Below are 26728 nucleotides of genomic sequence, written 5' to 3' on the forward strand. Positions count from 1 at the left end.
ACTCTCCCGACCTGGTCTGGCCTGGCGCAGACTAGCAAGCGGGGAGAGGTAGGATCGCCGCCGGTGGAGGTCCGCTCTCGTACGCACGTATCCACGGGCCCGCCGGTCGCACTCCCCGAGGAAAGGCTCTGCGCTACCGATGGCCCCCCGTCTGTCCGTCGTCGTCCCGATCTACAACGTCGAGCGCTACCTCGAAGAGTGCCTGGACTCCATCGCCGCCCAGACCTTCGACGACTTCGAGTGCGTCATGGTCGACGACGGCTCGAAGGACTCCAGCGCCGAGATCGCCAAGGCCTACGCCGCCAAGGACTCCCGGTTCCGGCTGGTCCAGCAGGTGAACAAGGGCCTGGGCGCCGCCCGCAACACGGGCTACCGGCACATCTCCGAGGGCACCGAGTTCCTGGCCTTCGTGGACAGTGACGACACCATGCCGCCGTCCGCCTACGAGCTGATGATCGGCACGCTGGACGAGACCGGCTCGGACTTCTGCACCGGCAACGTGCTGCGCTTCCGCGCGGTCGGCCACTACCAGTCCGGTGGCCACCGCAAGCCGTTCGCGGCGACCCGGCTGCGCACCCACATCACCGAGATCCCGGCGCTGATCACCGACCGGACCGCCTGGAACAAGGTCTACCGCCGCTCGTTCTTCGACGAGGCCGGCGTGCTGTACCCCGAGGGCATCCTCTACGAGGACGCGCCGGTCAGCGTGCCGCACCACTTCCTGGCCCGCCGGGTCGACGTGCTCGCCGAGCCGATCTACCACTGGCGCGAGCGGGAGGTCGGCGAGATGTCGATCACCCAGATGAAGACCAACCCGAAGGGCGTCATCGACCGGGTCAAGTCGATGGAGCTGGTCCGGGAGTGGCTGTCGGCGCAGAGCGACCCGAAGTACCGCAAGTACCTGCGCACCTACGACGAGAACAACCTCGTCGAGGAGATCCCGATGTTCTTCGGGTCGGTGCTGGCGGGCGACCCGGAGTACAACGCGGCCTACCTGGAGTCGGCCGGCCGGCTGCTGCGCGCCATCGGGCCCGAGCCGGTCCGCAAGCTGCGCGCGCCGCTGCGGCTCAAGTACCACCTGACCCTGCAGGGCCGGCTGGAGGAGCTGATCGAGCAGCTCCGCTTCGAGCAGGACAGCAACGGCGCGGCCCCGGCCCGCGGCCTGCTCCGCCCGTACGCGGACTACCCGTTCCTGCGCGGCGGCCGCAAGAGCGTCCCGGCGGACGTGCTGCGGCTGAAGAACGCGCTGGTGATGCGCTCGCGGCTGTACGACGCGCTCTGGGAGGACGGCAGGCTGCAGCTGACCGGCCACGCGTTCCCCGAGCACCTGGGTGCCGAGAACAAGCACGACATGGTCAAGGCGCTGGTGCTGCGCGAGGCCAAGGGCCGCCGGGTGGTGGCCGTGCAGACCAAGGCGCAGTACAGCCCGGAGGCCACCTCCAGCTCCCCGCACGACCTGTACAGCTGCGACTGGGCCGGCTTCGCCGCGTCCATCGACCCGCAGCGGCTCAAGCACCGCGGCGCCTGGAAGGAGGGCTCCTGGCGGGTGCTGGTGGCCGGGGTCGGCAAGGGCGGCGTCTACAAGGGCCGGGTGTCGGTCGGCTGGCACGACCGCAACCAGTACCCGCCGTCGCACTGGGTCGAGGACGACGTCCGGATCGTGCCCTGGTCGCGCGACGGCCACCTGCTGCTGCGGGTGGAGCGGGTGCGGGCCCGCGCGGTCTCGGCGACCGCGCTCGGGGACGGCGGCGTGGAGCTGCGCGGCCTGGTCCGCTCCGGCGCGGACCTGGCCGGTGCCGAGCTGCGGCTGCAGCACGTCGAGTCGGACCGCGACCTGTTCGCCGAGCTGGAGCTGGGCACCCCGGTCGGCCGCGACCTGCCGTTCACGGCGCGCTTCCGGATCGCCGACCTGACCGCCGTCCGGGAGTCCTGGGCGGTCCTGGACCCGACCGCCGAGGAGCGCACCCGGGACCGCTGGGACCTCGCGCTGAAGCTGGCCGGCGGCGACGTGCTGCCGCTGGTGCTGGACGACCGGGCCGCCCCGGTGGAGCTGCACCTGCCGCTGGAGGGCGGGGCCCGCTCGCTGTACGCCAAGCCGTCCCCGTCCGGCTACCTGCAGCTGTGCGACCAGGTGCTGCAGCCGGTGATCGAGGAGGTCGGCACGGCCGCCGACGGCGAGGGCTTCGTGCTCAGCGGCTCCTTCCCGCTGCCCGGCACCCACCGCTACGAGCTGGTGGCCCGGCACCACAAGCGCCAGGAGGAGCACGCCTACCCGATGGAGATCGTGGACGGCCGCTTCCGGGTCGCGCTGCCCGCCGTGCCGACCGCGTCCTTCGCCGGCCGGGTGCCGCTGCACAAGGGCAGCTGGACGGTGCTGTTCCGCCCGGCGGGCGCCGAGGTCGACAGCACCTGGCCGGGCGCCGAGCTGTCCGCCGCGACCTTCGACGCGCTGCCGCTGGAGCTCCGGGCCCGCGGCAAGCGGGTCGTCCTGGAGCGCCGGGGCTTCGACCTGCTGTCGATGGAGTCGCACGACCCGCTGGAGCCGGAGGAGCGCAGCGGCTACCGGCAGCGCCAGCTGCGCCTGGCCTACACCCGGGAGCGGACCGCGCCGCTGACCGACACGGTGCTCTACCACACCGTCCGGGAGGACTGGTGGGCCGCCGACGGCGGCGTGTACAGCGACTCGCCCCGGGCGGTGCACGAGGAGCTGGTCCGCCGCGGCCTGCCGCTGCGCCACCTGTGGACCTCCGTCGACCTGCAGGCCGAGCTGCCGCAGACCGCCGAGTGCGTCCGCCACCGCTCCCCGGAGTGGTTCGAGGCGCTGGCCACCGCGAAGTACGTCGTCACCTCCACCCACCTGCCCACGTACTTCCGCCGCCGGCCGGGCCAGGTCGTCGTGCAGACCTGGCAGGGCGTGCCGCTGAAGCGGATCGGGACCGACTTCGAGAAGGTCTGGTTCACCGACTCCGGGTACCTGGAGCACCTCAAGGAGGAGGTGCCGCAGTGGAGCCTGCTGGTGGCCGGCAACCGCTGGTCGGCGCCGGTGCTGCGGCGCGCCTTCGGCTTCGAGGGCGAGGTACTGGAGAGCGGCTCCCCGCGCAACGACCTGCTGTTCGCCGCCGACCGGCAGAAGACCGCCGAGCGGGTGCGCGAGCAGCTGGGCCTGCCGGAGGGCAAGAAGGTGGTGCTGTACGCGCCGACCTTCCGGGAGGACCGCCGGCTGCCCGACGGCGGCTACCAGCTGAACCTGCAGCTCGACCTGGAGGCGGCCCGGGCCGCGCTGGGCGACGACCAGGTGCTGCTGGTGCGCGCCCACGAGGTGGTGCGCGGGCAGATCGCCGAGGCCGGCAACGGCTACGTGTGGGACGTCACCACCTACCCCGACATGGCGGAGCTGCTGCTGGTCGCGGACGTGCTGGTGACCGACTACTCGGCCGCGCTGTTCGACTTCATGAACACCGGCCGGCCGGTGCTGTTCTTCACCTACGACCTGGAGCACTACCGGGACAACCTGCGCGGCTTCAGCTTCGACTTCGAGGCGCAGGCCCCCGGCCCGCTGCTGCGCACCTCCGCCGAGGTGGTCCGGGCGCTGGGCGACCTGCCCGCGGTCACCGCCGAGTACGCCGACAAGTACGCGGCGTTCCGCGAGGCCTACGGCGACCTGGACGACGGCCAGGCCTCGGCGCGGGTCGCGGACGCGATGCTGGCCGAGGGCGGGAAGGGCTCCGCCGGGTAGGCCGGGCAAACCGCCCAAATAATTCCGATTAAAGTATGTCAATTCCCTCCGCTTTTCCGAAGCGGAGGGAATTGACATTTCCCGAGCCTTTGCGCTGGGATGTCGAAAATGCCCTCCCTGCTGCGGCACCGCCCCCCCTCCGGAGATGCCCGGCGGCCCGACGCCCCCACCGCCGCCGCCACGCTGCGCCACGCCGTCTGGGACGGCGGCGTCCTGCTGCTGCACGGCGAGGGCCACCTCACCGGCCACCCCGGGGAGCACCCCGGCCAGACCCGGACCGTCCTGGAGCTGCGCCCCCTGGACGGCTCCCGGCGCACCGTCCGGCTGCGCACCGTCCCCCGCTACCTGCCCGAGGCCACCGACGACAGCGCGCAGACCCGGCACCGCCTCGACTGGACCGGCTTCACCGCCAGGCTCGACCCCGCCGCGCTGCGCCCGCGCCCCGGCCGGGCGGGCACCACCTGGCGGGTCGAGGCCGCCGTCACCTGCGGGCGGCTCGTGGCCCGCACCCCGCTCGCGCCGCACTGGTGCGGCGGGGGCGAGTACCCCCCGGCCGGCTGGAGCGGCGACGACCTCCACCTGGCGGCCTCCGCCGACGGCGGCGTCCTGCACCTGACCGCGAGCCGCCCGGCCGTCCGGGTCTCCTCCTGCCTGGCCCGCCCCGACGGGTTCGAACTGCGCGGCAGCGCGGCCGGTCCGGGCGGCGGGCCGCTGGTCCTGCGGCACCGCGACACCGGGGAGCTGATCCAGACCGGGGCCCGCTGGCGGGGCGGGCGGTTCACCGCGCTGGTCGGCACCGTCCCGCGCCCCGCCCCCGGACACTGGGACGCCGTCCTGGAACTGCCCGACGGGCCCGCCCCGTTGACGCTGCGCCACCCGCCGGAGGGGCCCTGCCAACTCCCGCTGCCCGGCGGTGAACTGGTTCTCCAGGCCAGGCAACTCGCCGACGACCGGCTGCAGTTCCACGTCCGGCCGTCCGAACCGCGGGTCGACCGGATCCTCCCCGCCGACGGCGCCTTCGAGCTGTCCGGCGAGTTCCTCGGGCCCGCGGACCGCCCGCTGGAACTGGTCCTGCGGCACACCGGCGACGGCCGCGAGCGCCGCTCCCCCGTCCCCCCGGCCGCGGGCGGCCGGTTCACCGCCCGGCTCCCGCTCACCCCGCCCGGGCCGGACGGCGCGCCCCGCCCGCTGGCCAAGGGCGTCTGGGAGGCCCTGCTGCGGCTGCCCGGCCCCGACGGGGACGAACGGCCGCTGCGGCTGCACCCCTCGGTGCTGCCGCTGCTGCCCGCCCGGACCGCGGCCGGCGGCAAGTCCTTCCTGCTCCAGCGCCGCTGGCACGACACCCTGGTCGTGGACAGCCTCCCGGTCCTGTCCGCCGTCGAGCGCAGCGCCCACCGCCAGCACCGGCTGCGCACCGACGCCTATCCGGCCGCCCGCCGGCGCCCGCCGCGCGAGGCGGTGCTGTACGACGTGTTCGGCGGCCGCGGGTACGCCTGCAATCCGCGCGCCGTGCACGCCGAACTCGTCCGCCGGGGCACCGCCCTGGAACACCTGTGGGTGGTCGAGGACGGGCAGGAGCGGCTCCCCCCGGGCGTCCGGGCGGTGCGCCAGTGGGGACCCGAGTGGTACGAGGCGCTGGCCACCTGCCGCTACCTGGTCGGCAACACGCACTTCCCGGAGTTCCTGCACCGCCGCGAGGACCAGGTGGTGGTCCAGCTGTGGCACGGCACGCCGCTGAAGCGGATCGCGCACCGGCTGCCGCCCGGCTGGGCCGCCGACGACGGCTACCTGCGGCGGCTGGAGCACGAGGTGCGGCAGTGGAGCTTACTGGTGTCGCCCGGCCCCTTCGCCACCGCGGAGCTGCGCGACTCCTTCCGCTACCGGGGCGAGGTGCTGGAGGCCGGCCACCCGCGCGACGACCGGCTGGCCCGCCCGGACCCGGCCGAGGTCGCCGCGATCCGCCGCCGGCTCCGGCTGCCCCCCGGCCGCCGGGTGGTGCTGTACGCCCCGACCTGGCGCGACGACCGGCCGGGCCCCGGCGGCCGGCACGCCTTCGACCTGCGGCTCGACCTGGCCGCCGCCCGGGCCGCGCTGGGCCGCGACCACGTGCTGCTGCTGCGCCCGCACGTGCACGTCGGCGGGGCGCTGCCCGACGACGGCTTCGTCCGCGACGTCGCCGACTACCCGGACGTGCAGGACCTGCTGCTGGTCGCGGACGTGCTGGTCACCGACTACTCCTCGGTGATGTTCGACTTCGCGCTGACCGGCCGTCCGATGCTGTTCTTCACCTACGACCTGGCGCACTACCGGGACGACCTGCGCGGCTTCGCCTTCGACTTCGAGCGCTGGGCGCCCGGCCCGCTGCTGTCCCGCTCCGAGCAGCTGGTGGCGGCGCTACGGGACCTCGACCCGGCGCTGCACCGGGATGCCCGCCGACGGTTCCGGGAGCGGTTCTGCCCCCTGGACGACGGCGGGGCCGCCGCCCGCGTGGTCGACCGGATGCTCGCCCTCGGTGCCGGCGGCTGAGGTCGGCCGGGGCAGTTCGAACGGACCCGGCACCGGGAAGTAGGCGTCGAGGAACGCCGCCACCGCCCGGTCCTGCTCCTCGACGGGGCTGCCGTCGCCCGCCCCGTCGGCCAGGCAGAACACGTCGAGGTCGCGGTCGGCGAGCAGCCGCTCCAGCCCGTCGCGGTCCTCGGCCCGGTCGACCGCCAGGTAGCGGTGCCGCAGCGTGCCGTCGACGGCGCCGCCGGACAGCTGGGCGTGGTAGAGCGCCAGGGTGACGGGGGCGACGTCGACGGCGGCCCGGAAGGCCGAGCGGCCGGTGTCGGCCAGCTCCGCGCCCCAGCGCCGCTCGGACGCCAGCAGCAGGCCGCGCCGCAGCGGGTGCGGCGCGTGGGCGAGCACGCGGGCGAAGGAGCGGCCGTGGGCGGCCTCCAGCAGCCGCCGGGTGTGCTGCTGCGAGGCGGTGTACACGTCGGGCCGGCCGAGCGTCTCGGACGGGGGGAGGACCCTGCTGTCCCGGCACACCTTCGGCTGGCCGTTGCCGAGGAAGAAGTCCTCGCGACGGACCGGGCGGCCCAGGAACACGTCGTCGTTGAAGTAGAGGAAGTGCTCGGCCAGGCCGGGGATGCGGTGCAGCCCGGTCTCTATGGCGTGCGAGTTGAACACCGGGCCCCCGGGCAGCACGTCCCGGTGCGGGACGACGGTCAGCCCGGGCACCCCGGTGTCCAGCCAGTGCGGCACCTGGTCGTCGGTGACCAGGAAGATCCGCCGGATCCACGGGGCGTACATGGCGATCGAGCGCAGGGCGTAGCGCAGTTCGTCGCGGTTGCGGTAGCGGTGGTCGTCGTCGTCGCGTTCGACGGCGGGCCCGTCGTCGCCGAGCAGCCGGGCCCGGGCCTCGGCGCGGCGGCGCCGCCAGGCCGGGTCGCCGTCGTCGACCCAGGTGAACACGGCGTCCACCGGGAAGCGGACGTCCTCCGGGAGGTCGTGCAGGAAGGCCTCGGCGACGGGGTAGTCGCGCTCGCCGACCCGGACGGTGCCGGCCGCCTCCATCGAGGGCAGCCACCACCCGTACGGGGTCTCGCCGATCGAGGCGACGCCTCCGGCGGAGGTCCCGGCGGCGTCCCAGAACTCCAGGTCGCAGCCGTGCTCCTCGCCGTAGTACAGGGTGCGGCCGCTCGTCACCACCGGGCGGTACAGGCGCACGCCCTTGACCGGCTCCGGGGGCTCCGGCGGCGGGGGCGGCTCCTCGCCTTCGGGGACCTCGGGCGGCGGCGGGAGCTCCTCGTGCCCGGCGACGGCGGCCGGGAGGGACTCGGCGAGGACGGTGCCGTGCACCCGGCCGTGGCCGAGCATCGCGGCGTACCGGGGGGTGCCGCGGAACGCCTCGGCGACGGCGGTCAGCGCGGCCTCGCGCAGGCCCGGCGGCACGCCCAGGCGGTAGCGGGTGCCGCGGTCGGGGATCAGCAGGTAGCGGACGCCCGCGGCGTCCAGCGCCTCGGCGACGGCGGCCAGGTTGGCCTGCCGGGCCTGGGCGTCGAGCAGGTCGTCGCGGACCTCGGCCAGCCGGTCGCGGTGGCGCACCAGCGCGGGGTGGGCGGCGGCCAGCTCGTCCTCGCGCAGGCGCTGCGGGTCGACCGGGGCGGGCGGCGGCGGGGGCGGGGGCGGCGGGGGCGGGAGGAGGCCGCACCGGCGCATGACGCGGCCGACGACCCTCCGGACGGACCGGGGAACTGCCTGCCTCGTTGCCATGTCACTCCTGAGCCCGCCGGAACCACGGCGACGCTAACAACAGCGGAACAGAAGGCAAAGACGAGGAAAACAATTCCCAGGAAACTGGCAGGACCCGCAGGTGAAACGGTCAGGCGCCGAAACGGAACACCGTCCGGGGCCGCCAGACCTCGTCCGCGTCGAACCGTGAGAGTACGAACTCGGTGACGTCGAATACCGCCCGGAAATCCCGGGCCGCCTCGTGGGCCGCGTCCAGGGCGGCTTCGGGCACGTCGTGCGCGACGGTGACGTGCGGGTGGTAGGGGAAGGCCAGTTCGCGGGCGAGCGGGCCGGAGCGGACCTCGGCCTCCAGCACCCGGCACTCCTGGGCACCCTCCTCGACCCGGATGAACACCACCGGGGAGACCGGTCGGAAGGTGCCGCTGCCCTGCAGCAGCATCCGGAACGGGCGCTGGGCGGCGGCCACCGCCCGCAGGTGGCGCTCCACCCCGGGCAGCTCGCCGGTGCGGACCGCGGTCGGCGGGAGCAGCGTGACGTGGGTCGGTATCGACCTGGCCCGCGGGTCGCCGTGTCCGGCCCGGGCGTCCTGCACCAGGCTGCCGTACGGTTCCGGGACGTGTATGGACACGCCGATGGTGACGGCCTCGTCGAGGCCGTCACCACCGGTGGCGGGAGCCGTCGGCATCAGCGCTTGGGCGCCAGGAAGCCGACCCGGTCGTAGACCTCGGCGAGGGTCTCGGCGGCCACCGCGCGGGCCTTCTCGGCGCCCAGCGCGAGGACCCGGTCGAGTTCGGCCGGGTCGTCCAGGTACTGCTGGGTGCGGGCCTGGAACGGGGTGACCCACTCGGTGAACAGGTCGGCCAGCTCGGTCTTCAGGGCGCCGTACATCTTGCCCTCGAAGTGCGCGACCAGCTCGTCGACCGACAGGCCGCTGAGCGCGGAGTGGATCCGCAGCAGGTTGGAGACGCCGGGCTTGTTCGCCTCGTCGTAGGTCACCACGGTGTCGGTGTCGGTGACCGCGCTCTTGAACTTCTTGGCGCTGGTCTTCGCCGGGTCGAGCAGGTTGACCAGGCCCTTGTCGGTGGCCGCGGACTTGCTCATCTTCGCGGCCGGGTCCTGGAGGTCCTGGATCTTGGCGGTGGCCTTGAGGATGTACGGCTCGGGGACGGTGAAGGTCTTGCCGTAGCGGGTGTTGAAGCGGTCCGCGAGGTCGCGGGTGAGCTCCAGGTGCTGGCGCTGGTCCTCGCCGACCGGCACCGCGTCGGCCTGGTAGAGCAGCACGTCGGCGACCATCAGGACCGGGTAGGTGAACAGGCCGACCGTGGTGCGGTCGCTGCCCTGCTTGGCGGACTTGTCCTTGAACTGGGTCATCCGGGAGGCCTCGCCGAAGCCGGTGAGGCAGTTCATCACCCAGGCGAGCTGGGCGTGCTCGGGCACCTGGGACTGGACGAACAGGGTGCAGCGCTCCGGGTCGAGGCCGGCGCCGAGCAGCTGGGCGGCCGAGACCCGGGTGTTCTGCCGCAGCACCGCCGGGTCCTGCTCGACGGTGATCGCGTGCAGGTCGACGACCATGTAGAAGGCGTCGTTGGCCTCCTGCAGGTCGACCCACTGGCGCACCGCGCCGAGGTAGTTGCCCAGGTGGAAGGAGCCCGAGGTGGGCTGGATCCCGGAGAGCACCCGGGGGCGGTCCTTCACGGGACCGGTGACCGCTGCGTTGACCATGGGGCCATTGTTCCAGTTCCCCCGGCCGGTCAGGAAACCTCTCGGCCGACCGGGTCCGCCGGTGTGACGGTGCTCACCCGCAGCCGCTCGATCCGCCGGCCGTCGAGGCGGGCCACGGTCAGCCGGGTGCCGTCGGCGGTGACCACCTGGTCGCCCTTGCCGGGCAGCCGGCCCAGTTCGCGGACCACGAACCCGGCGACCGTCTCGTACGGGCCCTCGGGCAGGGTCAGGCCGGTCTCCTCGGTGAAGTCGGCGAGGTTGAGCAGGCCGTCGAGCTCGACGCCGCCGCCGGCCAGCCGGCGGGTGGCGGTGGTGTCCTGGGCGTCGTACTCGTCGCGGATCTCGCCGATCACCTCCTCGACCAGGTCCTCCAGGGTGACGATGCCAGCGGTGCCGCCGTACTCGTCGACCACGATCGCCAGGTGGTGGCCCTCCCGGCGCATCTCGCCCATCGCCTCCAGGACCCGCTTGGTGGCGGGCAGCAGCTTCACCGGGCGGGCCAGCTCCCGCACCCGGACGGCCCGTTCGCCGCTCGCCCCGTAGAGGTCGCGGACGTGCACGAAGCCGGTCACCGCGTCGTACGAGCCCTCCACCACCGGGTAGCGGGAGTGCGGCGCGGAGTCGGTCTCGTGCCGGACCTCGGCGACCGGGCGGTCGCCGTCGAGGAAGGTCACCTCGGTCCGCGGGACCATCACCTCGCGCAGCTGGCGCTCGCCGGCCGCGAACACCTCGTTGATCAACGCGCGTTCGTCCGAGCCGAGTTCGGTGTTGGAGGCGACCAGGCCGCGCAGTTCCTCGGGGCTCATCACGCCGCGTCCTGCGGTCGGGTCGCCGCCCAGCAGCCGGACCATCAGGTTGGTCGAGTGGCCGAGCAGCCAGATCGCCGGCCGCAGCACCACCGACATCACGTCGACCACCGGCGCGGCCAGCAGCGCGATCGACTCGGCCCGCTGCAGGCCGATCCGCTTGGGCGTCAACTCGCCCAGCACCAGCGAGGCGTACGAGATCACCAGGGTCAGGCCGACCAGCGCGACCGCGTCCGCGACGCCCTCGGACAGGCCCGCCCGGACGAACACCGGCGCCAGCTTGCCCGCCAGCGTGTCGGCGCCGAACGCCGCCGAGAGGAAGCCCATGCAGGTCACGCCGACCTGCACCGCGGCCAGGAACCGGTTCGGGTCCGCCGCCAGGTGCGCGGCCCGCGCGGCCCGCCGCGACCCCACCGCCTCCAGGGTGCGGATCTGCCCCTCGCGCAGGGAGATCAGCGCGATCTCCGCGACGTTGAACAGCCCGCCCAGCATGATGAACACCAGGACGAGCGCGGCGTCCTGCAGGGTTTCGCTCACGGGCCGCATCCTAGGGGTCCCGGGCCCGTTGGGGTGTCAGCCGGGCCCGACGGTCAGCTGCCGGTGCCGGTACCAGACCACGAACCGCGGTCCGGGTGTCAAGACGCCTTCCTGTTCGAGCCGGTCCTGCCACACCTGGCCGGCCCGGGCGCCGGTGACCACCAGGCGATGCCAACACCTCACCGGTTCGACTCCGTCGTACCCGACCACGATCGTCCCCGTCACGAATTCCTCGGTCACAGCCGCGGGGCCGGGTAGCCGGAACTCCCTGACGTGCGGAAACGGGGTCGCCAGGAACCCGGGAAAGGGCTCGTGCTCGTCCGGCGGGTACCAGGGCCAGAGCAGCGGGCACACACCTGCCCCACCGTCTCCGACGGTGAGGAGGAAGCGCCGGTAGTCGTCCGGGAGCTCGATCCCGAAACGGTTCTCGAAGGCGCGCACTTCAGGCTCCGTCAGTACGGGGTAGGAGTCGCCGCGCCGCTGCGGTCCACTCCTGGCGGCTGCGCCGAACAACGAAGCCAGCCAACCCCGGCTCATCGGATCACCTCGCTCTGTGGGAGTGCGGAACAGCCCTGCCGAAGGGTATCCGGCAGGGCTGCAGTCCGAGGACGGTGGCTATCCGAGGGGTGTCACCATCCTCCGCCCTTCAACTTGGTCTCGGGCACGGACGCTCCGGTGAGCACCTGGAGGTCGTACTTCTTCACCAGTGAGAAGCAGCTGCGGCAAGGGCCCAGGGGAGCCTCGGCCATCTTGGCAGGTGGCAGGATGGTGAACGCCGCGACCTTGCCCCCGGTCGGGTCCCTCCCGTCCTGGACGGCCTGGTTGATGCACTGGACCAGGCCGCACTGGCCGTGGCCGTTGCCTCGCGAGAAGTCCGGCAGGTCGTTCAGGACTTTGTTGACCTCCTCGACGTTGTTCGCCTTGGCTCCCTTGAGGCTGTAGTTCAGGTACATCGTGCCGTCGGGCAGGAGCAGTCCTTCCGACATGCCTGGTCGCAGCCTATTGCTCGCGAACGTGTCGTACGAGTCGTACATCTGCTGGCGGACGGCGTTCACCAGCGCGGCCTGGGCCGGGTCCTCGGCGAGCGCTTTGGTGAACCCGGTCGCACCGATCGGGTCGTCGAGGGACATCGGCAGGAATCCGCCCGCCGCGTAGTTGGCGCTCTCGGGTTCCACTCCGTGAGCGAGGATCCACTGCTCGTAGTTCTCCCGCAGTCGGTCACCGGCGGAGGGCCCCGGAGCCAGACCGGTGAAGAAGTCGCCGGCCAGTGACAGCGGCTCGATCACGAGCGTGCGGGCCAGGCCCGCGAAGAAGTCCCGGTCCCGGTTGGGAACCTTCACGCCCCAGCCCCAGCTAGTGGGCTGCAGCTTCTTCTTCGGAGCATCGGTCGTCCAGGAGTCGGAACCGCCGTACTTCCCGAAGTCGATGACGGTGATGCTGATCTTGTTGCCGCACACGTTACCGACGTTCTCGTACACCCAGTGGTCGGGACCGCCACCCCATAGATCGGTCGTCCCGTCGTTGCAGGTGCCCGAGCACTTACCATCGGGCCGCAGGCCGGTGGGGTCGCTCTTGGCGACGGGGTTGCTGCCGGCGTAGTTGTATCCGCCGAGTTGCTGCGCGTCCGTCGGATCGAAGACCGGGTCGGGGCTGATGAAACTGCCGGTGGCGGGGTCGTACTGGCGCACTCCCAGGGTGGTGAGGCCGGTGGTGGTGTCGGTGGGCTTGTTGAGGAAGCCGCGGTTGTCGAACCAGGTCACCGTGGTGCCGCGGGTGCCGCCATAGGGGGTGAACTGGCGCCAGGTCGGCGACTGCGCGGTGTTGTCGAGCGCGAGGCCGGACGTGCCGTGCGGATCGGCGATCTCGAACTTGTAGGTGCTGCCGAGGCCGGTGCGCACGACGGTGCCGCCGCCCGGGAGCGGGATGTAGCGGGCGCCGGTGACCGTGCTTCCGGTCAGGGTGAGTTGCTGTCCGGGCAGGTAGAGCGTGGTCGAGGTCGGGTTCTTCTGGAGCAGGACCTGGCCGTCGGCGTCGTAGACGTACTTCGTGTCCCCCGTGGGACCGCTGACCTTGCTGAGCCGGTGGGCGTCGTCCCAGGTGAGGGTCTGCGCGCCGGTGGCGGGGGTGGTGCGCTGGATCGTGTTGCCCGCGCTGTCGTAGCTGAGGCTGGTGCCGCCGGTGGCGGAGGTCAGGGTGTGGGCCTGGCCCGCACCGTTGCCGTTGTAGGTGTAGGTGGTGGTGGTGTCGGTGCCGGGGATGTTGGTGGCGTGCTGGGTCTGGCTGGTGCGGTTGCCCAGCGCGTCGAACTGCCAGTCGGTCCAGTAGGCGCCCCCGCCGACGGCGTCGCCGACCTGGGAGTGGCTGAGCGTCGTGGGCTTGGCGGCGCAGGAGTCGGTGGCGGTCCAGGCCTGGGTGAGGCGGTCGAGCTGGTCGTAGGTGAAGCACTGGGTCTCGCTGGTGGTGCCGAGACGGGTGGAGACCTGGCGGGTGGTGTTGCCGGCGAGGTCGTAGTCGTAGTGCTGCTTGTCGACGTCGCTCGCGCCACTGGTGGTGGAGCGGGAGACCAGTTGGTCGGTCAGCTTGCCGGTGTGGGGGTCGTAGGTGTTGGTGATGTACCCCAGGCCGCCGGTGTCGCCGAGGGTCGCCTGTTCGACCCGGCTGTAGGCGTCGTAGCTGGTGTCCTGCGCGTAGCCGAGGCCGCCGCTGACGCCCGCGCCGTTGGGCAGGTCGAAGGCGGTGGCGTAGGTGCGGTTGACCTTCTCCAGCGGCAGGCCGCCGCCGGCGGGCGAGGTGTCGCTGATCGGCAGGCCCTTGATGGTCGAGTAGGTGTGCGAGAAGGCGTACGACTTGCCGAGCAGGGTGCCCTCAGTGGCGGACGGGATGGTGATCGTCTCGCCCTTGGAGTGGCCCATCACGTCGAACCCGGCCGCCTGGGTCACGTACGGCTGGCCGCCGTCGTAGGAGGTGATCGTCGTGGCCTGGCCGTTGGCGTTGGTGACGCCGGCAACATTGTTGTCGTTGTCGTAGACCCACGACGCGGTCTGGTTGACCGCGCTCTTGGCCGCCACTGGGGCCGCGTAGGTGGCGGTCCTGCGGTTCAGCGCGTCGTAGGTGGTGCTGGTGGACTTGCCGCGCGAGTCGGTGGACTGGATCAGGTTGCCCGCCGCGTCGTACAGCATGGTGCTGGTACCGGCGTCGGGGTCGTTCTTCGCCACCGCCTGGCCGAGCAGGTTGTAGGTGGTGGTCCAGGTGGAGCCGGCGGCGGTGACGGTGTTCTGCTTGCCGTGCCCGTCGAAGCCGTAGGTGATGGCCTGGCTGGTGCCGCCGCTGACGGTGAAGTCGCCGGTGAAGGTGTTCGCCGGGACGGTCACGGTCGGGCGGACGGTGTAGTCGTCCAGCTCGACGATGCGGCCCAGCGGGTCGGTCACGGTGCTCTTGACCGTGCCGCCGACCGGCGGGATCACGGTGGTGCGGTTACCGGCGTAGACCGTGGTGGTGACCTCCTTCGGCTGCGAGTACTGGTAGGAGGTGTCCACCACGACCCGGCCCAGGCCGTCGTAGGTCGACACGTTCTGACTGGGGATCTTGGAGTCCTGCACCGAGGCCACCGACAGCGACGGCGCGTTGTCCGGGTCCCAGTACGTGCTGTTCGTCTTCCACACCCAGCCGCGCGAGTCGTAGAACGACTCCGTGATCAGCCGTCCGCCCTTCGGGGTCGGGGCCTGGGCCTGGCGTGCACGACCCAGGGAGTCGTAGACGGTGTACGAGGTCACGTAGCCGAGCGAATCGTTCAGCGACTGCGAGGTCGTCCCCGACACCCCGGACTGCGAAATGGCGTAGGCGTAGAGTTGGTTGGCGGGCGAGCTTGTCGGGCGAGAGTCCGACCACACCGAAGTCACTCGGCCGAGGGCGTCGTACGCGGTGGTCGTTGTGACGCCGTTGATGTCGGTCGCCGTCGTGGTCAGGTTGCGTGCCGGGGAGAAGCCAGTGGTGACCTTCTGGTTCTTGGCGTTGGTTACGGTCTGACTGGTAGTCAGTCCCGCCGTGTCCACCGTGTAGGCGGCTGTGGAGGCGTTGCCGTTTGCGTCGTAGCTGACCAACGGTCGCCCGTAGGCGTCGAAGGTCTGGCGTTTCACTGTCTGCCAGCTGAACGCCCCGCCCGTGAAGTCGGCGGCCTGCTGCACCATCGTGGGGTTACCGACTGCGGGCGCCGCGGCCTGCGGGAAAGCGGTCGAGTAGGTGTTGTCGTCGTAGAAGGTCCGACTGGCGGAGATCACCTGCGCGGGACGGTTCACCGAGGACGGCGCGCCCAGCGTGTTGACCGAACCGGGCACCGACGGCTTCGAGCCCGCCGTGTAGCCGGAGCAGGCGACGGAGTCGGTCTCCTCCGCAGCCACCAGGCCCACGAGGTTCTTCGCCGTGTTGGCCGGCGCGTACGCCGTGGTGGCACAGGAGTCGTACGCCGGATCCGCCGGGACGGTGTGCGTGTACGTGACCTTCGGGAGCCCGAACTCGACATCGTTCACGATCGCGTTGTAGCTCGTGTCGATCTCGGTGAGACGCCAGGTGGTGCTGCCACCGGAGGTGACGGCCTGCCGGGTGAGGCTCTCGATCGGACGCACCACGATGGAGGCGAGATCGGGAAGTCCGGTACGGCTACGGGTCGCCAGGGCCGGTGAGATCCAGTACGAGGTGATGGTCGAATTCTCGACCGGTCCCCCATCACCCTTGTACGCCGTGCTTTCCAGGGTGTAGCCACCGAGTTGGCCGCTGTCGGCGTGGACGCCGCCCTGCGAGTCGGTGACGCTGACGCTGCGGGTGGTGGTGGCGGTCAGGTAGTCGCCGTCCATGCCCCGGTAGTAGGCGGTGGTGTTCTTGGTCTTCGGGTTGTTGGTGCCATCACCGACCCGCACGGTGGTGGTCGCGTAGCCGCGGAACTGGCCCCAGGTGCGGTCCTTGGCCTTGACGATCTCGTTGTCGTCGTAGTGCCAGGCGGCGCCGCCGCCGTACTCGTAGCTCGTGTTCTTCTGCAGGGCGCCGCCGGTGGCGTCGGCCTCCAACACCTGGGTGACGGCGTACTTGTGGAACCAGTCGGTGATCGGCGCTGTGTAGAACTTCGGCGTCCAGCGCACCGGGTAGCAGGAGTTGGTGTTGGCCGAGGCGTTCGCGGAGGCGACGTAGGAGGCGGTGCAGGGGTTGGGCAGGCCGTAGCTGATACCGGTGACCGCGCCCATCTCGGTGGTGATCGAGGTCAGGCGGTAGCGGAACATGCCGGGGTAGTTGGCGGTGTCGACGCGGTTCTGCATCGTGGTGCCCGCGAACTTCACCGGCGGCAGCGCGATCGAACCGGAACCGCCGGCCGAGGTGTCGTTGCCGGTGCGGGTGACCGAAGCCAGCCACAGGGTCGGCGAGGTGCCGTCACCGGTCGGCGGTTCGGTCTGCGCCAGGTCGTAGGTGTCGACCGGCTTGTACTGCGAACTCGGCGTCTCCCACTGCCTGGTGGTGATCTGCTTGAGCCGCACGGTGGAGAACATCGACGGCGACTTCTGCGAACAGGTGGCGCCCTGGTTGCAGATCAGGTCGAACGGCACGTCCGGGTACTGGGCCGCGTTGTTGGCCGCCGAGATGGGGTCGCAGGTGGTGGCCACGCAGCGCGAACCGGTGGTGAACACCACCTGGTCCGGGACGGTGCCGTAGGCGCCGCCGTCCTTGAAGCCGTAGTCGATCCGGGCCAGGTACGAGTCGCGCACGTACTTCGTGTTCGACGCCCCGTTGTTCTGCCCGTAGTAGTTCGTGTCCTGCGTGTAGTAGTAGGACATCGCGGAGCCCTGGACGCTGGTCACGTAGTCCAGGTGCCACCGGTAGGCCATGGTGCACACCGAGGCGTCGAAGCCCGAGGCGTTGTAGCACGGGTCGCCCGCGTGGGAGGAGTACACCGGCATCGAGTCCACCGAGTTGGTGGCCGCCTTGCCCGCACTCCACCCCGGCAGCTGGTTGCGCCCGAAGGAGTACACCGTCCCCGACCGGTCGGTGACCGTCCAGTAGTCGGTGTTGTAGGTCCCCGTCCCGTTGTTCGAACCGGTGACGTGCGCGATCTTCGCGCCGTCCTCGTTCGACGACGTGAAGGTCCCCTTGGCCTTGTCCCACACGATGGCCGTTGAGGAGCCGTTCAGTGACAGGGTCAGGATCTGGCCCGCGTAGCACTGGTCGTCGGTCGACTTCGGTGAGGCCGAACCCTCCGGGTCGTCCGAACAGGAGGCGAAGGTCTGCTCGATGAAGGATTCCGGCATCGTCCAGCCGTCACCGATCCACGACGCCTGCGCCTGGGTGCTCGCCGTCTTCCCGTCCACTACGGAGGAGTCGTAGGAAAGTTCAACCTTCGGGGTGAGCTCCGTCGACGCACCGGGAGTGGCGACCGGGTAGGAGTAGGTGAACGCTCCCGTGGAACCTCCCCCCACCCACGATCCGCTCGGACCGAGGGAACTGGACCCGTAGGAGCCCGCGGAGGAACCGTCAGCGCCGCTGGAGGCGGCTGCGGCCAGCACCATTGGGGCAGAGGTCTCCGCTGCTTCCGCGACCGAGGCGTCGCCCGACCACACCGCCGAGACGATCTTCGAGCCCGACGCATCCTCGGCATTCGCCTTCACCGCACCGGCGGAACCGAGGTCGACCTCGGCCGAGACGGACCTGCCCGTCGCGTCACGGTCCGTGGCCAGCGGCGTCTGCACCCGGCAGGACGCCAGCTCCGGCGTGGTCAGCGCACACGCCGGCAACGACACCAACCGCAGCCGGGAGGCGTAGTTGCCGCCCAGCGCCTCCGCGAACGACGAGTAGTCGACGCCGATCCGCGCCTTGCCGCGCGCGTCACCGCCGTCCACCGTGAACACCACACCGGAGAGGCCCAGTTGGGCGCTCTTCGTCTGGTCCAGCACCTTCACGTCCACCGCCGGCGCGGCGGACGACCCACCCTGCACCCACACCGGCGTCCCCGCCGCCTGGGACTTCGCGCCCGCCGCGACCGAAGCCGACCGACCCCAGGCCGCCTTCGGCCACGCCGTCGCCTTCGGCACGAAGGAACGCTGCGCGTCCCCCGACACCTCGATCCTCTTCACCCCGAGGGACTTCACCTCCTTCACCGCCGCCGCACCCGCCACCGCGGGCTTACTGGAAGCGGTAGGGGCGGCAAATGCCGGGGACGCCGCCAACGAAACGACGAGAGTCCCGACGCATATCATCCCAAGACTCTTTGAACCGGATGATCTGGACAAAATATCTGACCGCTTCCCGATGGAGCGGATCAGATTCGAACTGAACATGTACGCGAAAACTCCTTGGCAGACCATGCATACGGCACGTTTTCCTGGCATATTCACCAGGTCGACGGAGACTATGGCAGCCCATGCGCCGTCAAGTCATCAGCAGGCGAAGCGATGGAGAATTAATTTTTAAATATCTTTAACAAGTAACGAACCGTCAGATGAAGGCCCTTCACGGTTCCTTCGTCCAATTGGTACTCATGTTCGAGTCCCGGGTCGCGTCGCACTCCTCGGCGGCGACCGGGAAGCAGGAGATCAGGCCCTCGGACGCGCCGCATGAGCCGTCGGAGATGATGTCCATCGAGGTCCGGGCCCGGCGGATCGACGTACGGCGATAAAATCGGCGGAAACCGCTCGATCGCACTGGTTCGGGCGCCTACCGGTCGAAAGCGGAGGACCGCGCTCATGGCTCGGGCCGCCCCGTCCCCGCTCGCGTCCTCCAGCGGGCGGGGCCTCACCGGTGCCGCGCCTGCCGACGGTGCTGGCTATGACCGGCGCCGCAGCCTGCACCGCGTCGGCCGACCGATGTTCGGCCTGAGCGGACCTGCTGCTCGCCTTCGCGCGAATCGTCGCCCGGTAGGGTCAGCAGGCCCACTCGTACGCCTTCGTGGTGCTGGCGGGCGGCGTCCTGCCGCCGGTCCTGCTGCTGTGGGTGGTCTACCGGTACGGCCCCACTCGTACTTCACCCCGAAGTACCTGTCCTTCGTGCTGCCGCCGCCTGCGTTCTGGTCCGGCTGCGCGGCTCGGTGGCTGCGCCGGCCGTCCTCGGCCTGCTCGTGCTCTCCGACCAGATCGCGGTACGCACCCTGCTCGCGCACGCCCGTTACGAGCTCCCGAAGCCGCTGACCTGGTTCGCCCCGCTCGACCACCGTCCCGCGGCCCCGATCGTCGGCGACGGCGCCGTGTACGGCCAGCAGCGCGACGACCTGTGGCCCCGCCTGTGCGCCGAGCCGGAGTCCGGCCTGCACGGTGAGCAGCGGATCCTGGAACGGCACTTCCCGTCCAGCAGGCAGGGCGGAGTCTCCGGCCTGAGCGTGGCGCTGCTGGCGCGCAGGTGACCGGGCCCGCCTGCGCGGCGGACCCGGTCACGGTGCTCGGTCCCGGAAGGGCGGCGCTCAGATGAGGCCGAGCTCCTGCACCGCGTCGCGCTCCTCGGCGAGCTCGCCGACCGAGGCGTCGATCCGCTTGCGGTCGAACTCGGAGAGGTCCAGGCCCTGGACGATCTCGAACTTGCCGTCCTTGGTGGTGACCGGGAAGGAGGAGATCAGGCCCTCGGGCACGCCGTACGAGCCGTCGGAGACGATGCCCATCGAGGTCCAGTCGCCCGCCGGGGTGCCGTTGACCCAGGTGTGCACGTGGTCGATGGCGGCGTTCGCGGCCGAGGCGGCCGAGGACGCGCCGCGGACCTCGATGATCTCGGCGCCGCGCTTGGCGACCTTCGGGATGAAGAAGTTCTCGACCCACTCCTGGTCGGCGCCGACGGCGTCGAAGGCGGCCTTGCCGGAGATCTCGGCGTGGAACAGGTCCGGGTACTGGGTGGCCGAGTGGTTGCCCCAGATGGTGACCTTCTTGACGTCCTCGACGGTGACGCCGGCCTTCTTCGCGAGCTGGGCGACGGCGCGGTTGTGGTCCAGGCGGGTCATCGCGGTGAAGCGCTCGGCCGGCACGTCCGGGGCGTTGCGCTGGGCGATCAGGGCGTTGGTGTTGGCCGGGTTGCCGACCACCAGGACCTTGATGTCGTCGGCGGCGTTGTCGTTGATCGCCTTGCCCTGCGGGCCGAAGATGCCGCCGTTGGCGGAGAGCAGGTCGCCGCGCTCCATGCCCGCGGTGCGCGGACGGGCGCCGACCAGCAGCGCGACGTTGGCGCCGTCGAACGCGACGTTCGCCTGGTCGGTGATGGTGATGTCGCGCAGCAGCGGGAACGCGCAGTCGTCCAGCTCCATGGCGACGCCCTCGGCCGCCTTCACGCCCTGCGGGATCTCCAGCAGGCGCAGGTTCACCGGGACGTCGGCACCCAGCAGGTGACCGGAGGCGATGCGGAAGAGCAGCGCGTAGCCGATCTGGCCGGCGGCTCCGGTGACGGTGACATTGACGGGGGTGCGAGTCATTTCAGCCTTCTCCTGCGATCGCCAGGTGCCCCAGGCACACCGGCGCGCTGGAGCCGAGGATGATCTCTCGATATCGAGAGACCTGGGCAAGGCTATCGCAAGGCGCTCGGCCCCACCGACCGGGGCTCGCGGCGGCCGGGGCGGGACGGGCGGGCCGGGGTGCCGGCCCGCCCGTCCCCCGGCCCGCGTCAGCGCATCGGGTGCCCGATCAGCCGTCCGACGTTCTCCAGCGCCGGGACCCGCAGCCACGGGTCGGGCTGGGCGACCAGCGTGAGCAGCACGATCGCGCCGCCGAGCAGGAACATCAGGGTGACGTCGGTGAACCGGCTGCGGACCGCCAGCAGGCCGACGTCGGGCAGGCCGAGCCGGAGCAGCGCGCCGAGCAGCAGCGCCGCGCCGACCGTGATCAGGCCGAGGCGGAAGTGACCGGCCCAGGTGGCGAGCAGGCCGGCCCCGGCGACGGCCAGGACCAGCGTGATCGGCCACTGGCGCAGCGCGAGGGCGTGCCGGCGGTCGAGCGCGGCGGCGGAACCCTCGGGCGGCAGGGTGCCCTGGGTGGTGACGGGGGGACGGCGGCGGCCGCGCCGCATGACGGCGGGCACCGGTGTCAGAGGCCGGCGCGGCGCTCGGCCGCTTCGACGATGTTGTTGAGGAGCATCGCGCGGGTCATCGGGCCGACGCCGCCGGGGTTGGGGGAGATCCAGCCGGCCACCTCGGCGGCGCCGGGGTGCACGTCGCCGACGATCTTGCCCTCGCTGCGGGAGACGCCGACGTCGAGGATCGCGGCGCCGGGCTTGACGTCCTCGGGCTTGACCAGGTGCGGGACGCCGGCGGCGGCGACGATGACGTCGGCGTTCCTCAGGTGCGCGGCGAGGTCGCGGGTGCCGGTGTGGCAGAGGGTGACGGTGGCGTTCTCGCTGCGGCGGGTGAGCAGCAGGCCGATGGAGCGGCCGACGGTGATGCCGCGGCCGACCACGACGACCTCGGCGCCGTCGAGCGGGACGTCGTGGCGGCGGAGCAGTTCGACGATGCCGAGCGGGGTGCAGGGCAGCGGGCCGTCGATGCCGAGGACGAGGCGGCCGAGCGAGGTCGGGTGCAGGCCGTCGGCGTCCTTGTCGGGGTCCATGAGTTCGAGCACGCGGTTCTGGTCCAGGCCCTTAGGGAGCGGCAGTTGGACGATGTAGCCGGTGCAGGTCGGGTCGGCGTTGAGCTCGCGGACGACGTTCTCGACGTCCTCCTGGGTGGCGGTCGCGGGCAGTTCGCGCTGGATCGAGGCGATGCCGATCTCCGCGCAGTCCCGGTGCTTGCCGTTGACGTACCACCGGCTGCCCGGGTCGTCGCCGACCAGGACGGTGCCGAGGCCGGGGACGATGCCCCGTTCCTTGAGGGCCGCCACGCGGACGGCGAGTTCGGACTTGATCGCGGCCGCGGTGGCCTTGCCATCGAGAATCTGGGCAGTCATGGGTCCATTCTCCCGGATCCCGGCGGGGGCCGTGCCGCCGGACCGCCTGCCGGACGGCGCGCCGTCGCGGCGGGGGCGGGAGCGGCGGGAAGCGGCGGGGCGGCGGGGCGGCGCCCGGGCGGCTGGACAGCGCGGGGCCGGTCGGACCACGATGGCGGGGCGGTCGCCGCCGCGCCGGTGACGGGCCGTCGCCGACGGGCGGGGCGGACCGGCCGGGGACGAGCGGGGGAAGGGCACGACAGTGGGCGATCCGCACCGTCCGCGCACGGCCCTGCCGGCGGCCCGCCGCTGGCCGGGGGTGCTGGTGCGGGCCGGCCTGGCCGCCGGGGTGGCGGTCGCGGTGGCGGCGGCGCACGACCTGCGCGATCCGGGGGTGCTGTGCCCGCTGCGGCTGCTGACGGGGGTGCCGTGTCCGCTGTGCGGCAGCACGACGGTGTTCGTCGAGGCGGGCCACGGCCGGGTGCTGTCGGCGCTGGCGGCGAACCCGGTGACCGCGTCGGCCGTCCTGCTGCTGGTGGCCCGGCCGTCGGGGCTCGGCCGCCGGTGGCGGGGGCTGCCGGCCGCAGGCCGCGACCTGCTGCCGGTCGCCGTGCTGGCGGTGGCCTGGGTCTGGGAGTTGGTCCGGCTCGGCCCGCTGCGGTTCTGAACCGGCGGTGCCCCGGTGGCTGTTGACCGGTGGCCGCTCGGGATGGTCCGCTACTCTGCCCCGCGATCGGCGTCCCCGCTCGCCCGTCCCCCCGTTCGTCCCGTTCCACGCTCCTTCCTGCCGGAGGCACCGATGAGCTACCCGCCCGACCCGAACAACCCGTACGGCCAGCAGGCCCCGCCGCCCGGCTACGGCTACCCGCAGCAGGCCCCGCCGCCCGGGTACGGCTACCCCCAGCAGGCCCCGCCGCCGGCCGACTACGGCTACGGCTACCCGCAGCAGCAGGTGCCGCCGCAGGTCGGGTACGGCTACCCGCAGATGCCGGGCGTGCCGCAGGTCGCCAACGGCTACCTGAACCTGGCGAAGCTCGGCCCGGTGCGGGTCGCGAACATGGGGCAGCGCTTCCTGGCCCGGCTGCTGGACAGCGTGGTCGTCTCGGTGTTCCTGAGCCTCGCGATGTTCGCGGGCCTGGCCGGCGCGATGGGCCTGCTGGACGAGCCCGAGAGCTGCAGGTCGAACAGCTTCGCCGACTACTCGGCGTGCACGGACGACACGAACACCAACGTGCTGATCGCGGTCGGCGTCATGACGCTGGTGGCCCTCGTGTTCATGCTGGTCTACGAGTGGCTGATGGTCTCGCTGGCGGGCGGCACCGTCGGCAAGCTGGCGCTGGGCCTGCGGGTGGTCCGGGAGCGCGACGGCGAGTACCCGGGCCTGGGCAGCGCCTTCCTCCGCTTCATCCTCCCGATCGCGGGCGTCCTGGTCTGCTACATCGGCGCGGCACTGGTCTACCTGTCCCCGCTGTTCGACAACTCCGGCAAGCAGCAGGGCTGGCACGACCGGGCGGCCGGCACCGTGGTGATCAAGCGCTAGCCGGCGGGACGCGCCCGAGGGCCCCGCACTCCGGGTTCGGAGTGCGGGGCCCTCGGCGTCGCGGCGCGGGAGCGGCGGCGGTCAGTGGAAGAAGTGCCGGGTCCCGGTGAGGTACATGGTCACGCCGGCCTTCTCGGCGGCCGCGACGACCTCCTCGTCGCGGATCGAACCGCCGGGCTGCACCACGGCCTTGACGCCCGCGGCGAGCAGGATCTCCAGGCCGTCGGCGAACGGGAAGAACGCGTCGGAGGCGGCGTACGCGCCCTCGGCGCGGTCGCCGGCCCGCTCGACGGCGAGCTTGCAGGAGTCGACCCGGTTGACCTGGCCCATGCCGACGCCGACCGAGGCGCCGTCCTTGGCGAGCAGGATCGCGTTGGACTTGACGGCCCGGCAGGCCCGCCAGGCGAAGGCCAGCTCGGCCAGCTCGTCGGCGGACAGCGCCGCGCCGGTGGCCAGCGTCCAGGTGGACGGGTCGTCGCCGGCCGCGTCGACCCGGTCGACCTGCTGGAGCAGCAGGCCGCCGGAGATCCGGCGGGACTCCAGCGCGTCGGCGGGGGCCTCGGGGGCGAGCAGCACGCGCAGGTTCTTCTTCTTGGCCAGCACCTCCAGGGCGCCGTCCTCGTAGCCGGGGGCGACCAGCACCTCGGTGAAGATCGGGGCGATCTGCTCGGCCAGCGCGGCGGTCACCGGGCGGTTGACGGCGATCACGCCGCCGTACGCGGAGACCGGGTCGCAGGCGTGGGCCTTGCGGTGCGCCTCGGCGACGTCCGCGCCGGTGCCGATGCCGCACGGGTTGGCGTGCTTGATGATGGCGACGGCCGGGGCCTCGTGGTCGTACGCGGCGCGGCGGGCCGCGTCGGTGTCCACGTAGTTGTTGTACGACATCTCCTTGCCCTGCAGCTGCCGGGCGCCCGCCAGGCCACCGGTGCCGTCGGTGTAGAGGGCGGCCTGCTGGTGCGGGTTCTCGCCGTAGCGCAGGACGTCGCCGAGCTCCCAGGTGCTGCCGAGGAAGGACGGGAACGCGGCCTCGGACCCGGTGTAGCCGGACTCCTCGAACCAGCTCGCCACCGCGACGTCGTACGCGGCGGTGTGCGCGAACGCGGCGGCCGCGAGGCGCTTGCGGGTCAGCAGGTCGAAGCCGCCGTCCCGGACGGCGGTCAGCACGTCCGCGTAGCGGGCCGGGTCGACCACGACGGCCACCGAGGGGTGGTTCTTCGCGGCGGCGCGGACCATGGACGGGCCGCCGATGTCGATCTGCTCGACGCACTCGTCCGGGGTGGCGCCGGAGGCCACCGTGGCGGTGAACGGGTACAGGTTCACCACGACCAGGTCGAACGGCTCGACGCCCAGCTCGGCGAGCTGCGCGCGGTGCGACTCCAGGCGCAGGTCGGCCAGCACGCCGGCGTGCACGCGCGGGTGCAGGGTCTTGACCCGGCCGTCCAGGCACTCGGGGAAGCCGGTCAGCTCGGAGACCTCGGTGACCGGGACGCCCGCGGCGGCGATCCTCCCGGCGGTGGAGCCGGTGGAGACGATGGCGACCCCGGCGGCGTGCAGCCCCCGGGCCAGCTCCTCCAGCCCGGTCTTGTCGTAGACGCTGATCAGCGCGCGCCGGATCGGGCGCACGTTCTCGGAGACGGGCTTGGGGGCGGAGGAGGCGGCGCTCATGCCGGAATCCATACCTTTCGGTCCTCGATGCGGTGTCCTTCGCGGGCCAGCCGGCCCACGACCTCGACGAGCAGCTTGCGCTCGACAGTCTTGATGCGCTCGTGCAGCGCGTCGCCGCCGTCGGCGTGGTCGGCGTCCTCGACCTCCACCACGCCCTGGGCGATGATCGGCCCGGTGTCGACCCCGGCGTCCACCAGGTGCACGGTGCAGCCGGTGACCTTCACCCCGTACGCCAGCGCGTCGGGGACGCCGTGCGCCCCCGGGAAGGCGGGCAGCAGCGCGGGGTGGGTGTTGACGGTGCGGCCGGCGAAGGCGCCGACGAACGCGGGGCCGAGGATCTTCATGAAGCCGGCGGTGACCACCAGGTCGGGCTCGTACGAGGCGACGGCGGCGGTCAGCGCGGTGTCCCAGGCGGCCCGGTCGGGGTGGTCGGCGATCCGCTCGACGAACACCGGGACGCCCGCCCGGCCGGCCCGCTCGATGCCCGCGATGCCCGCGCGGTCGGCGCCCACCGCGACGATCTCCGCGCCGTAGGCGGGGTCGGCGGCGGCGTCGATCAGCGCCTGCAGGTTGGTGCCGGAGCCGGAGACCAGGACCACCAGCCGGGCCGGTCCGGGGGTACGGGGCGGGAACACTTGGGCGTCAGCGGCAGCCACGGCGCGATTCTCCGTACGTCGGGTGTCGCCCGCTGGTACGTCCACCCCACGGTGGGGCCACTACGGGCGGTGGCGGGTCGGGAGCCGGCGGCGGTGACGCCGGGGGCCGCGGCGCTGCGGGTGCCCGGGGAACCGTGGGAAGCTGCCGACCGTCACCACGATAACGGCTGGTGGGAGGCCACCCGTAACCGGACGGCAACGCTACGCGCGTAGTTGAGACGGGGATCTCCCGCCCGTCCCGACCCGACCTTGGCAGGGTGCCGCACGCCCGGGAACCGCCTGGGGGATCATTGACCGACCGCCCACTCCCCCACCGCCGGGCGGCCACCCGACGAGCAGAAACGGCCGACACCATGAGCAGCGGCGAGGACAGCGGCGAGCGCAACCCCTTCGCGCCCCCTCCGCCCGGCGCCCCCGACCAGCCCTGGCGTCCCCGCACCCCGCGCCCGGACGATCGGCGACCGGACGGGCAGCCCGACGAGGACCGCCCCCAGCCACCGGCCTGGGGCCGGCGCCCCGACCCCGGCCGCCCCCAGCAGCCCGGCTCGCCCAAGCTCGACCCCGCCGACCCGGCCCACCGCGCGGCCCGCAACGCCCTGCTCTCCGGCTTCGCCGCCCTGCTCACGGTGCTCTTCAGCCTCTACTGGCTGGCCTTCCCGCTCGCCCTGCTCGCCATCTGGTACGCCGTCACCGTCCTGCGCACCCCCGCCGAGCCCGTCGCCGACCCCTTCGCCCCGCGCCCGGTCCGCCCCCAGGTCCCCGCCGCCCTCAGCGCCCTGCTCACTGGCGGCCTCGCCCTGATCGTCTCCCTCAGCGCCTTCACCGTCCAGATCGCCTACCGCGACTACCTCGGCTGCCGCGACAACGCGGTCACCCAGGAAGCCGCCCACAGCTGCGCCCAGGAGTACGACGTCCCGGCCTGGCTGAGCAACCTGGTGTCCGCCGAGGGCGACGAGTAGGCCCCC

At 72.2% G+C, this 26728-nt stretch carries 18 protein-coding genes and 1 pseudogene; 7 read left to right on the top strand and 12 right to left on the bottom strand.

Annotated features, from left to right (window positions below):
* The first annotated feature begins 139 nt into the window (after positions 1 to 139).
* Both ACZ3J7_RS22995 and ACZ3J7_RS23000 read left to right on the top strand, forming a co-directional pair.
* A complete protein-coding gene (locus ACZ3J7_RS22995; RefSeq protein WP_465624171.1) occupies positions 140 to 3736 on the top strand; it encodes a bifunctional glycosyltransferase/CDP-glycerol:glycerophosphate glycerophosphotransferase in 3597 nt (1198 codons plus the stop codon).
* Between the two features lie 108 nt (positions 3737 to 3844).
* Positions 3845 to 6262 (top strand): CDP-glycerol glycerophosphotransferase family protein, encoded by a 2418-nt coding sequence (locus ACZ3J7_RS23000; protein ID WP_465624173.1) that lies wholly within the window; start codon positions 3845 to 3847, stop codon positions 6260 to 6262.
* A gap of 12 nt (positions 6263 to 6274) precedes the next feature.
* On the opposite strand, the pseudogene ACZ3J7_RS23005 reads toward ACZ3J7_RS23000, so the two are convergent.
* The 6 genes and pseudogenes from ACZ3J7_RS23005 to ACZ3J7_RS23030 all read right to left on the bottom strand — a co-directional run.
* Positions 6275 to 7993: pseudogene (locus ACZ3J7_RS23005) on the bottom strand (Stealth CR1 domain-containing protein); the annotation flags it as partial.
* Positions 7994 to 8102: 109 nt separating this feature from the next.
* The gene (locus tag ACZ3J7_RS23010; RefSeq protein WP_465624175.1) at positions 8103 to 8657 is read right to left on the bottom strand and encodes a 2'-5' RNA ligase family protein; all 555 of its coding nucleotides are present in this window, start codon (positions 8655 to 8657) and stop codon (positions 8103 to 8105) included.
* Positions 8657 to 9694: a tryptophan--tRNA ligase gene (gene trpS / locus ACZ3J7_RS23015; protein ID WP_465624177.1), complete on the bottom strand. Its 1038-nt coding sequence runs from the start codon at positions 9692 to 9694 to the stop codon at positions 8657 to 8659. Before trpS ends, ACZ3J7_RS23010 begins: the two co-directional genes overlap by 1 nt.
* 29 nt (positions 9695 to 9723) lie before the next feature.
* Positions 9724 to 11037, bottom strand: a complete 1314-nt coding sequence (locus tag ACZ3J7_RS23020) for a hemolysin family protein (RefSeq protein ID WP_465624179.1) — start codon at positions 11035 to 11037, stop codon at positions 9724 to 9726.
* 36 nt (positions 11038 to 11073) lie between these two features.
* The gene (locus tag ACZ3J7_RS23025) at positions 11074 to 11478 is read right to left on the bottom strand and encodes an SMI1/KNR4 family protein (RefSeq protein ID WP_465624181.1); all 405 of its coding nucleotides are present in this window, start codon (positions 11476 to 11478) and stop codon (positions 11074 to 11076) included.
* 188 nt (positions 11479 to 11666) lie between these two features.
* Positions 11667 to 17969, bottom strand: coding sequence for an RHS repeat domain-containing protein (locus tag ACZ3J7_RS23030; protein ID WP_465624183.1), 6303 nt, complete (start codon positions 17967 to 17969; stop codon positions 11667 to 11669).
* Between ACZ3J7_RS23030 and ACZ3J7_RS23035 the strand changes: the two genes are divergently transcribed.
* Positions 17917 to 18486 carry a hypothetical protein gene (locus ACZ3J7_RS23035; RefSeq protein ID WP_465624185.1) on the top strand — a complete coding sequence of 190 codons (570 nt, stop codon included), beginning with the start codon at positions 17917 to 17919 and terminating at the stop codon, positions 18484 to 18486. The genes ACZ3J7_RS23030 and ACZ3J7_RS23035 overlap by 53 nt on opposite strands.
* 39 nt (positions 18487 to 18525) lie before the next feature.
* Here ACZ3J7_RS23035 and ACZ3J7_RS23040 read toward each other — a convergent pair whose 3' ends face one another.
* A complete protein-coding gene (locus tag ACZ3J7_RS23040) occupies positions 18526 to 18654 on the bottom strand; it encodes a hypothetical protein (RefSeq protein WP_465624187.1) in 129 nt (42 codons plus the stop codon).
* Positions 18655 to 19099: 445 nt separating this feature from the next.
* On the opposite strand from ACZ3J7_RS23040, the gene ACZ3J7_RS23045 reads away from it, so the two are divergent.
* Entirely contained in the window at positions 19100 to 19411 is a 312-nt protein-coding gene (locus ACZ3J7_RS23045; RefSeq protein WP_465624189.1) for a hypothetical protein, read from the top strand.
* 57 nt (positions 19412 to 19468) lie between these two features.
* On the opposite strand, the gene ACZ3J7_RS23050 is transcribed toward ACZ3J7_RS23045, so the two are convergent.
* The 3 genes from ACZ3J7_RS23050 to ACZ3J7_RS23060 all read right to left on the bottom strand — a co-directional run bounded on the left by ACZ3J7_RS23050 (position 19469) and on the right by ACZ3J7_RS23060 (position 21923).
* A complete protein-coding gene (locus ACZ3J7_RS23050) occupies positions 19469 to 20461 on the bottom strand; it encodes a malate dehydrogenase (RefSeq protein ID WP_465624191.1) in 993 nt (330 codons plus the stop codon).
* Between the two features lie 188 nt (positions 20462 to 20649).
* The gene (locus tag ACZ3J7_RS23055) at positions 20650 to 21063 is read right to left on the bottom strand and encodes a DUF3017 domain-containing protein (protein ID WP_465624193.1); all 414 of its coding nucleotides are present in this window, start codon (positions 21061 to 21063) and stop codon (positions 20650 to 20652) included.
* 5 nt (positions 21064 to 21068) lie between these two features.
* A complete protein-coding gene (locus ACZ3J7_RS23060; protein WP_465624195.1) occupies positions 21069 to 21923 on the bottom strand; it encodes a bifunctional methylenetetrahydrofolate dehydrogenase/methenyltetrahydrofolate cyclohydrolase in 855 nt (284 codons plus the stop codon).
* 241 nt (positions 21924 to 22164) lie between these two features.
* On the opposite strand from ACZ3J7_RS23060, the gene ACZ3J7_RS23065 reads away from it, so the two are divergent.
* A complete protein-coding gene (locus ACZ3J7_RS23065; protein ID WP_465624197.1) occupies positions 22165 to 22569 on the top strand; it encodes a DUF2752 domain-containing protein in 405 nt (134 codons plus the stop codon).
* A gap of 132 nt (positions 22570 to 22701) precedes the next feature.
* The gene (locus ACZ3J7_RS23070; protein ID WP_465624199.1) at positions 22702 to 23442 is read left to right on the top strand and encodes an RDD family protein; all 741 of its coding nucleotides are present in this window, start codon (positions 22702 to 22704) and stop codon (positions 23440 to 23442) included.
* An 81-nt stretch (positions 23443 to 23523) separates the two neighbouring features.
* On the opposite strand, the gene purH is transcribed toward ACZ3J7_RS23070, so the two are convergent.
* Both purH and purN read right to left on the bottom strand, forming a co-directional pair.
* Entirely contained in the window at positions 23524 to 25107 is a 1584-nt protein-coding gene (gene purH, locus ACZ3J7_RS23075; protein WP_465624201.1) for a bifunctional phosphoribosylaminoimidazolecarboxamide formyltransferase/IMP cyclohydrolase, read from the bottom strand.
* Complete coding sequence (purN, locus tag ACZ3J7_RS23080; protein ID WP_465624203.1) at positions 25104 to 25763, bottom strand: phosphoribosylglycinamide formyltransferase; 660 nt, start codon at positions 25761 to 25763, stop codon at positions 25104 to 25106. The genes purH and purN overlap by 4 nt, the downstream gene beginning before the upstream one ends.
* 353 nt (positions 25764 to 26116) lie before the next feature.
* Between purN and ACZ3J7_RS23085 the strand changes: the two genes are divergently transcribed.
* The gene (locus tag ACZ3J7_RS23085) at positions 26117 to 26722 is read left to right on the top strand and encodes a hypothetical protein (RefSeq protein ID WP_465624205.1); all 606 of its coding nucleotides are present in this window, start codon (positions 26117 to 26119) and stop codon (positions 26720 to 26722) included.
* The last annotated feature ends 6 nt before the right edge of the window (positions 26723 to 26728 follow it).

This window comes from Kitasatospora sp. NPDC015121, from assembly GCF_055562955.1.

Coding starts and splice junctions, on each gene's coding strand:
- ACZ3J7_RS22995 (WP_465624171.1), top strand. CDS start 140: ATGGCCCCCCGTCTGTCCGTCGTCGTCCCGATCTACAACGTCGAGCGC.
- ACZ3J7_RS23000 (WP_465624173.1), top strand. CDS start 3,845: ATGCCCTCCCTGCTGCGGCACCGCCCCCCCTCCGGAGATGCCCGGCGG.
- ACZ3J7_RS23010 (WP_465624175.1), bottom strand. CDS start 8,657: ATGCCGACGGCTCCCGCCACCGGTGGTGACGGCCTCGACGAGGCCGTC.
- trpS (WP_465624177.1), bottom strand. CDS start 9,694: ATGGTCAACGCAGCGGTCACCGGTCCCGTGAAGGACCGCCCCCGGGTG.
- ACZ3J7_RS23040 (WP_465624187.1), bottom strand. CDS start 18,654: ATGGACATCATCTCCGACGGCTCATGCGGCGCGTCCGAGGGCCTGATC.
- ACZ3J7_RS23050 (WP_465624191.1), bottom strand. CDS start 20,461: ATGACTCGCACCCCCGTCAATGTCACCGTCACCGGAGCCGCCGGCCAG.
- ACZ3J7_RS23060 (WP_465624195.1), bottom strand. CDS start 21,923: ATGACTGCCCAGATTCTCGATGGCAAGGCCACCGCGGCCGCGATCAAG.
- ACZ3J7_RS23070 (WP_465624199.1), top strand. CDS start 22,702: ATGAGCTACCCGCCCGACCCGAACAACCCGTACGGCCAGCAGGCCCCG.
- purH (WP_465624201.1), bottom strand. CDS start 25,107: ATGAGCGCCGCCTCCTCCGCCCCCAAGCCCGTCTCCGAGAACGTGCGC.
- ACZ3J7_RS23085 (WP_465624205.1), top strand. CDS start 26,117: ATGAGCAGCGGCGAGGACAGCGGCGAGCGCAACCCCTTCGCGCCCCCT.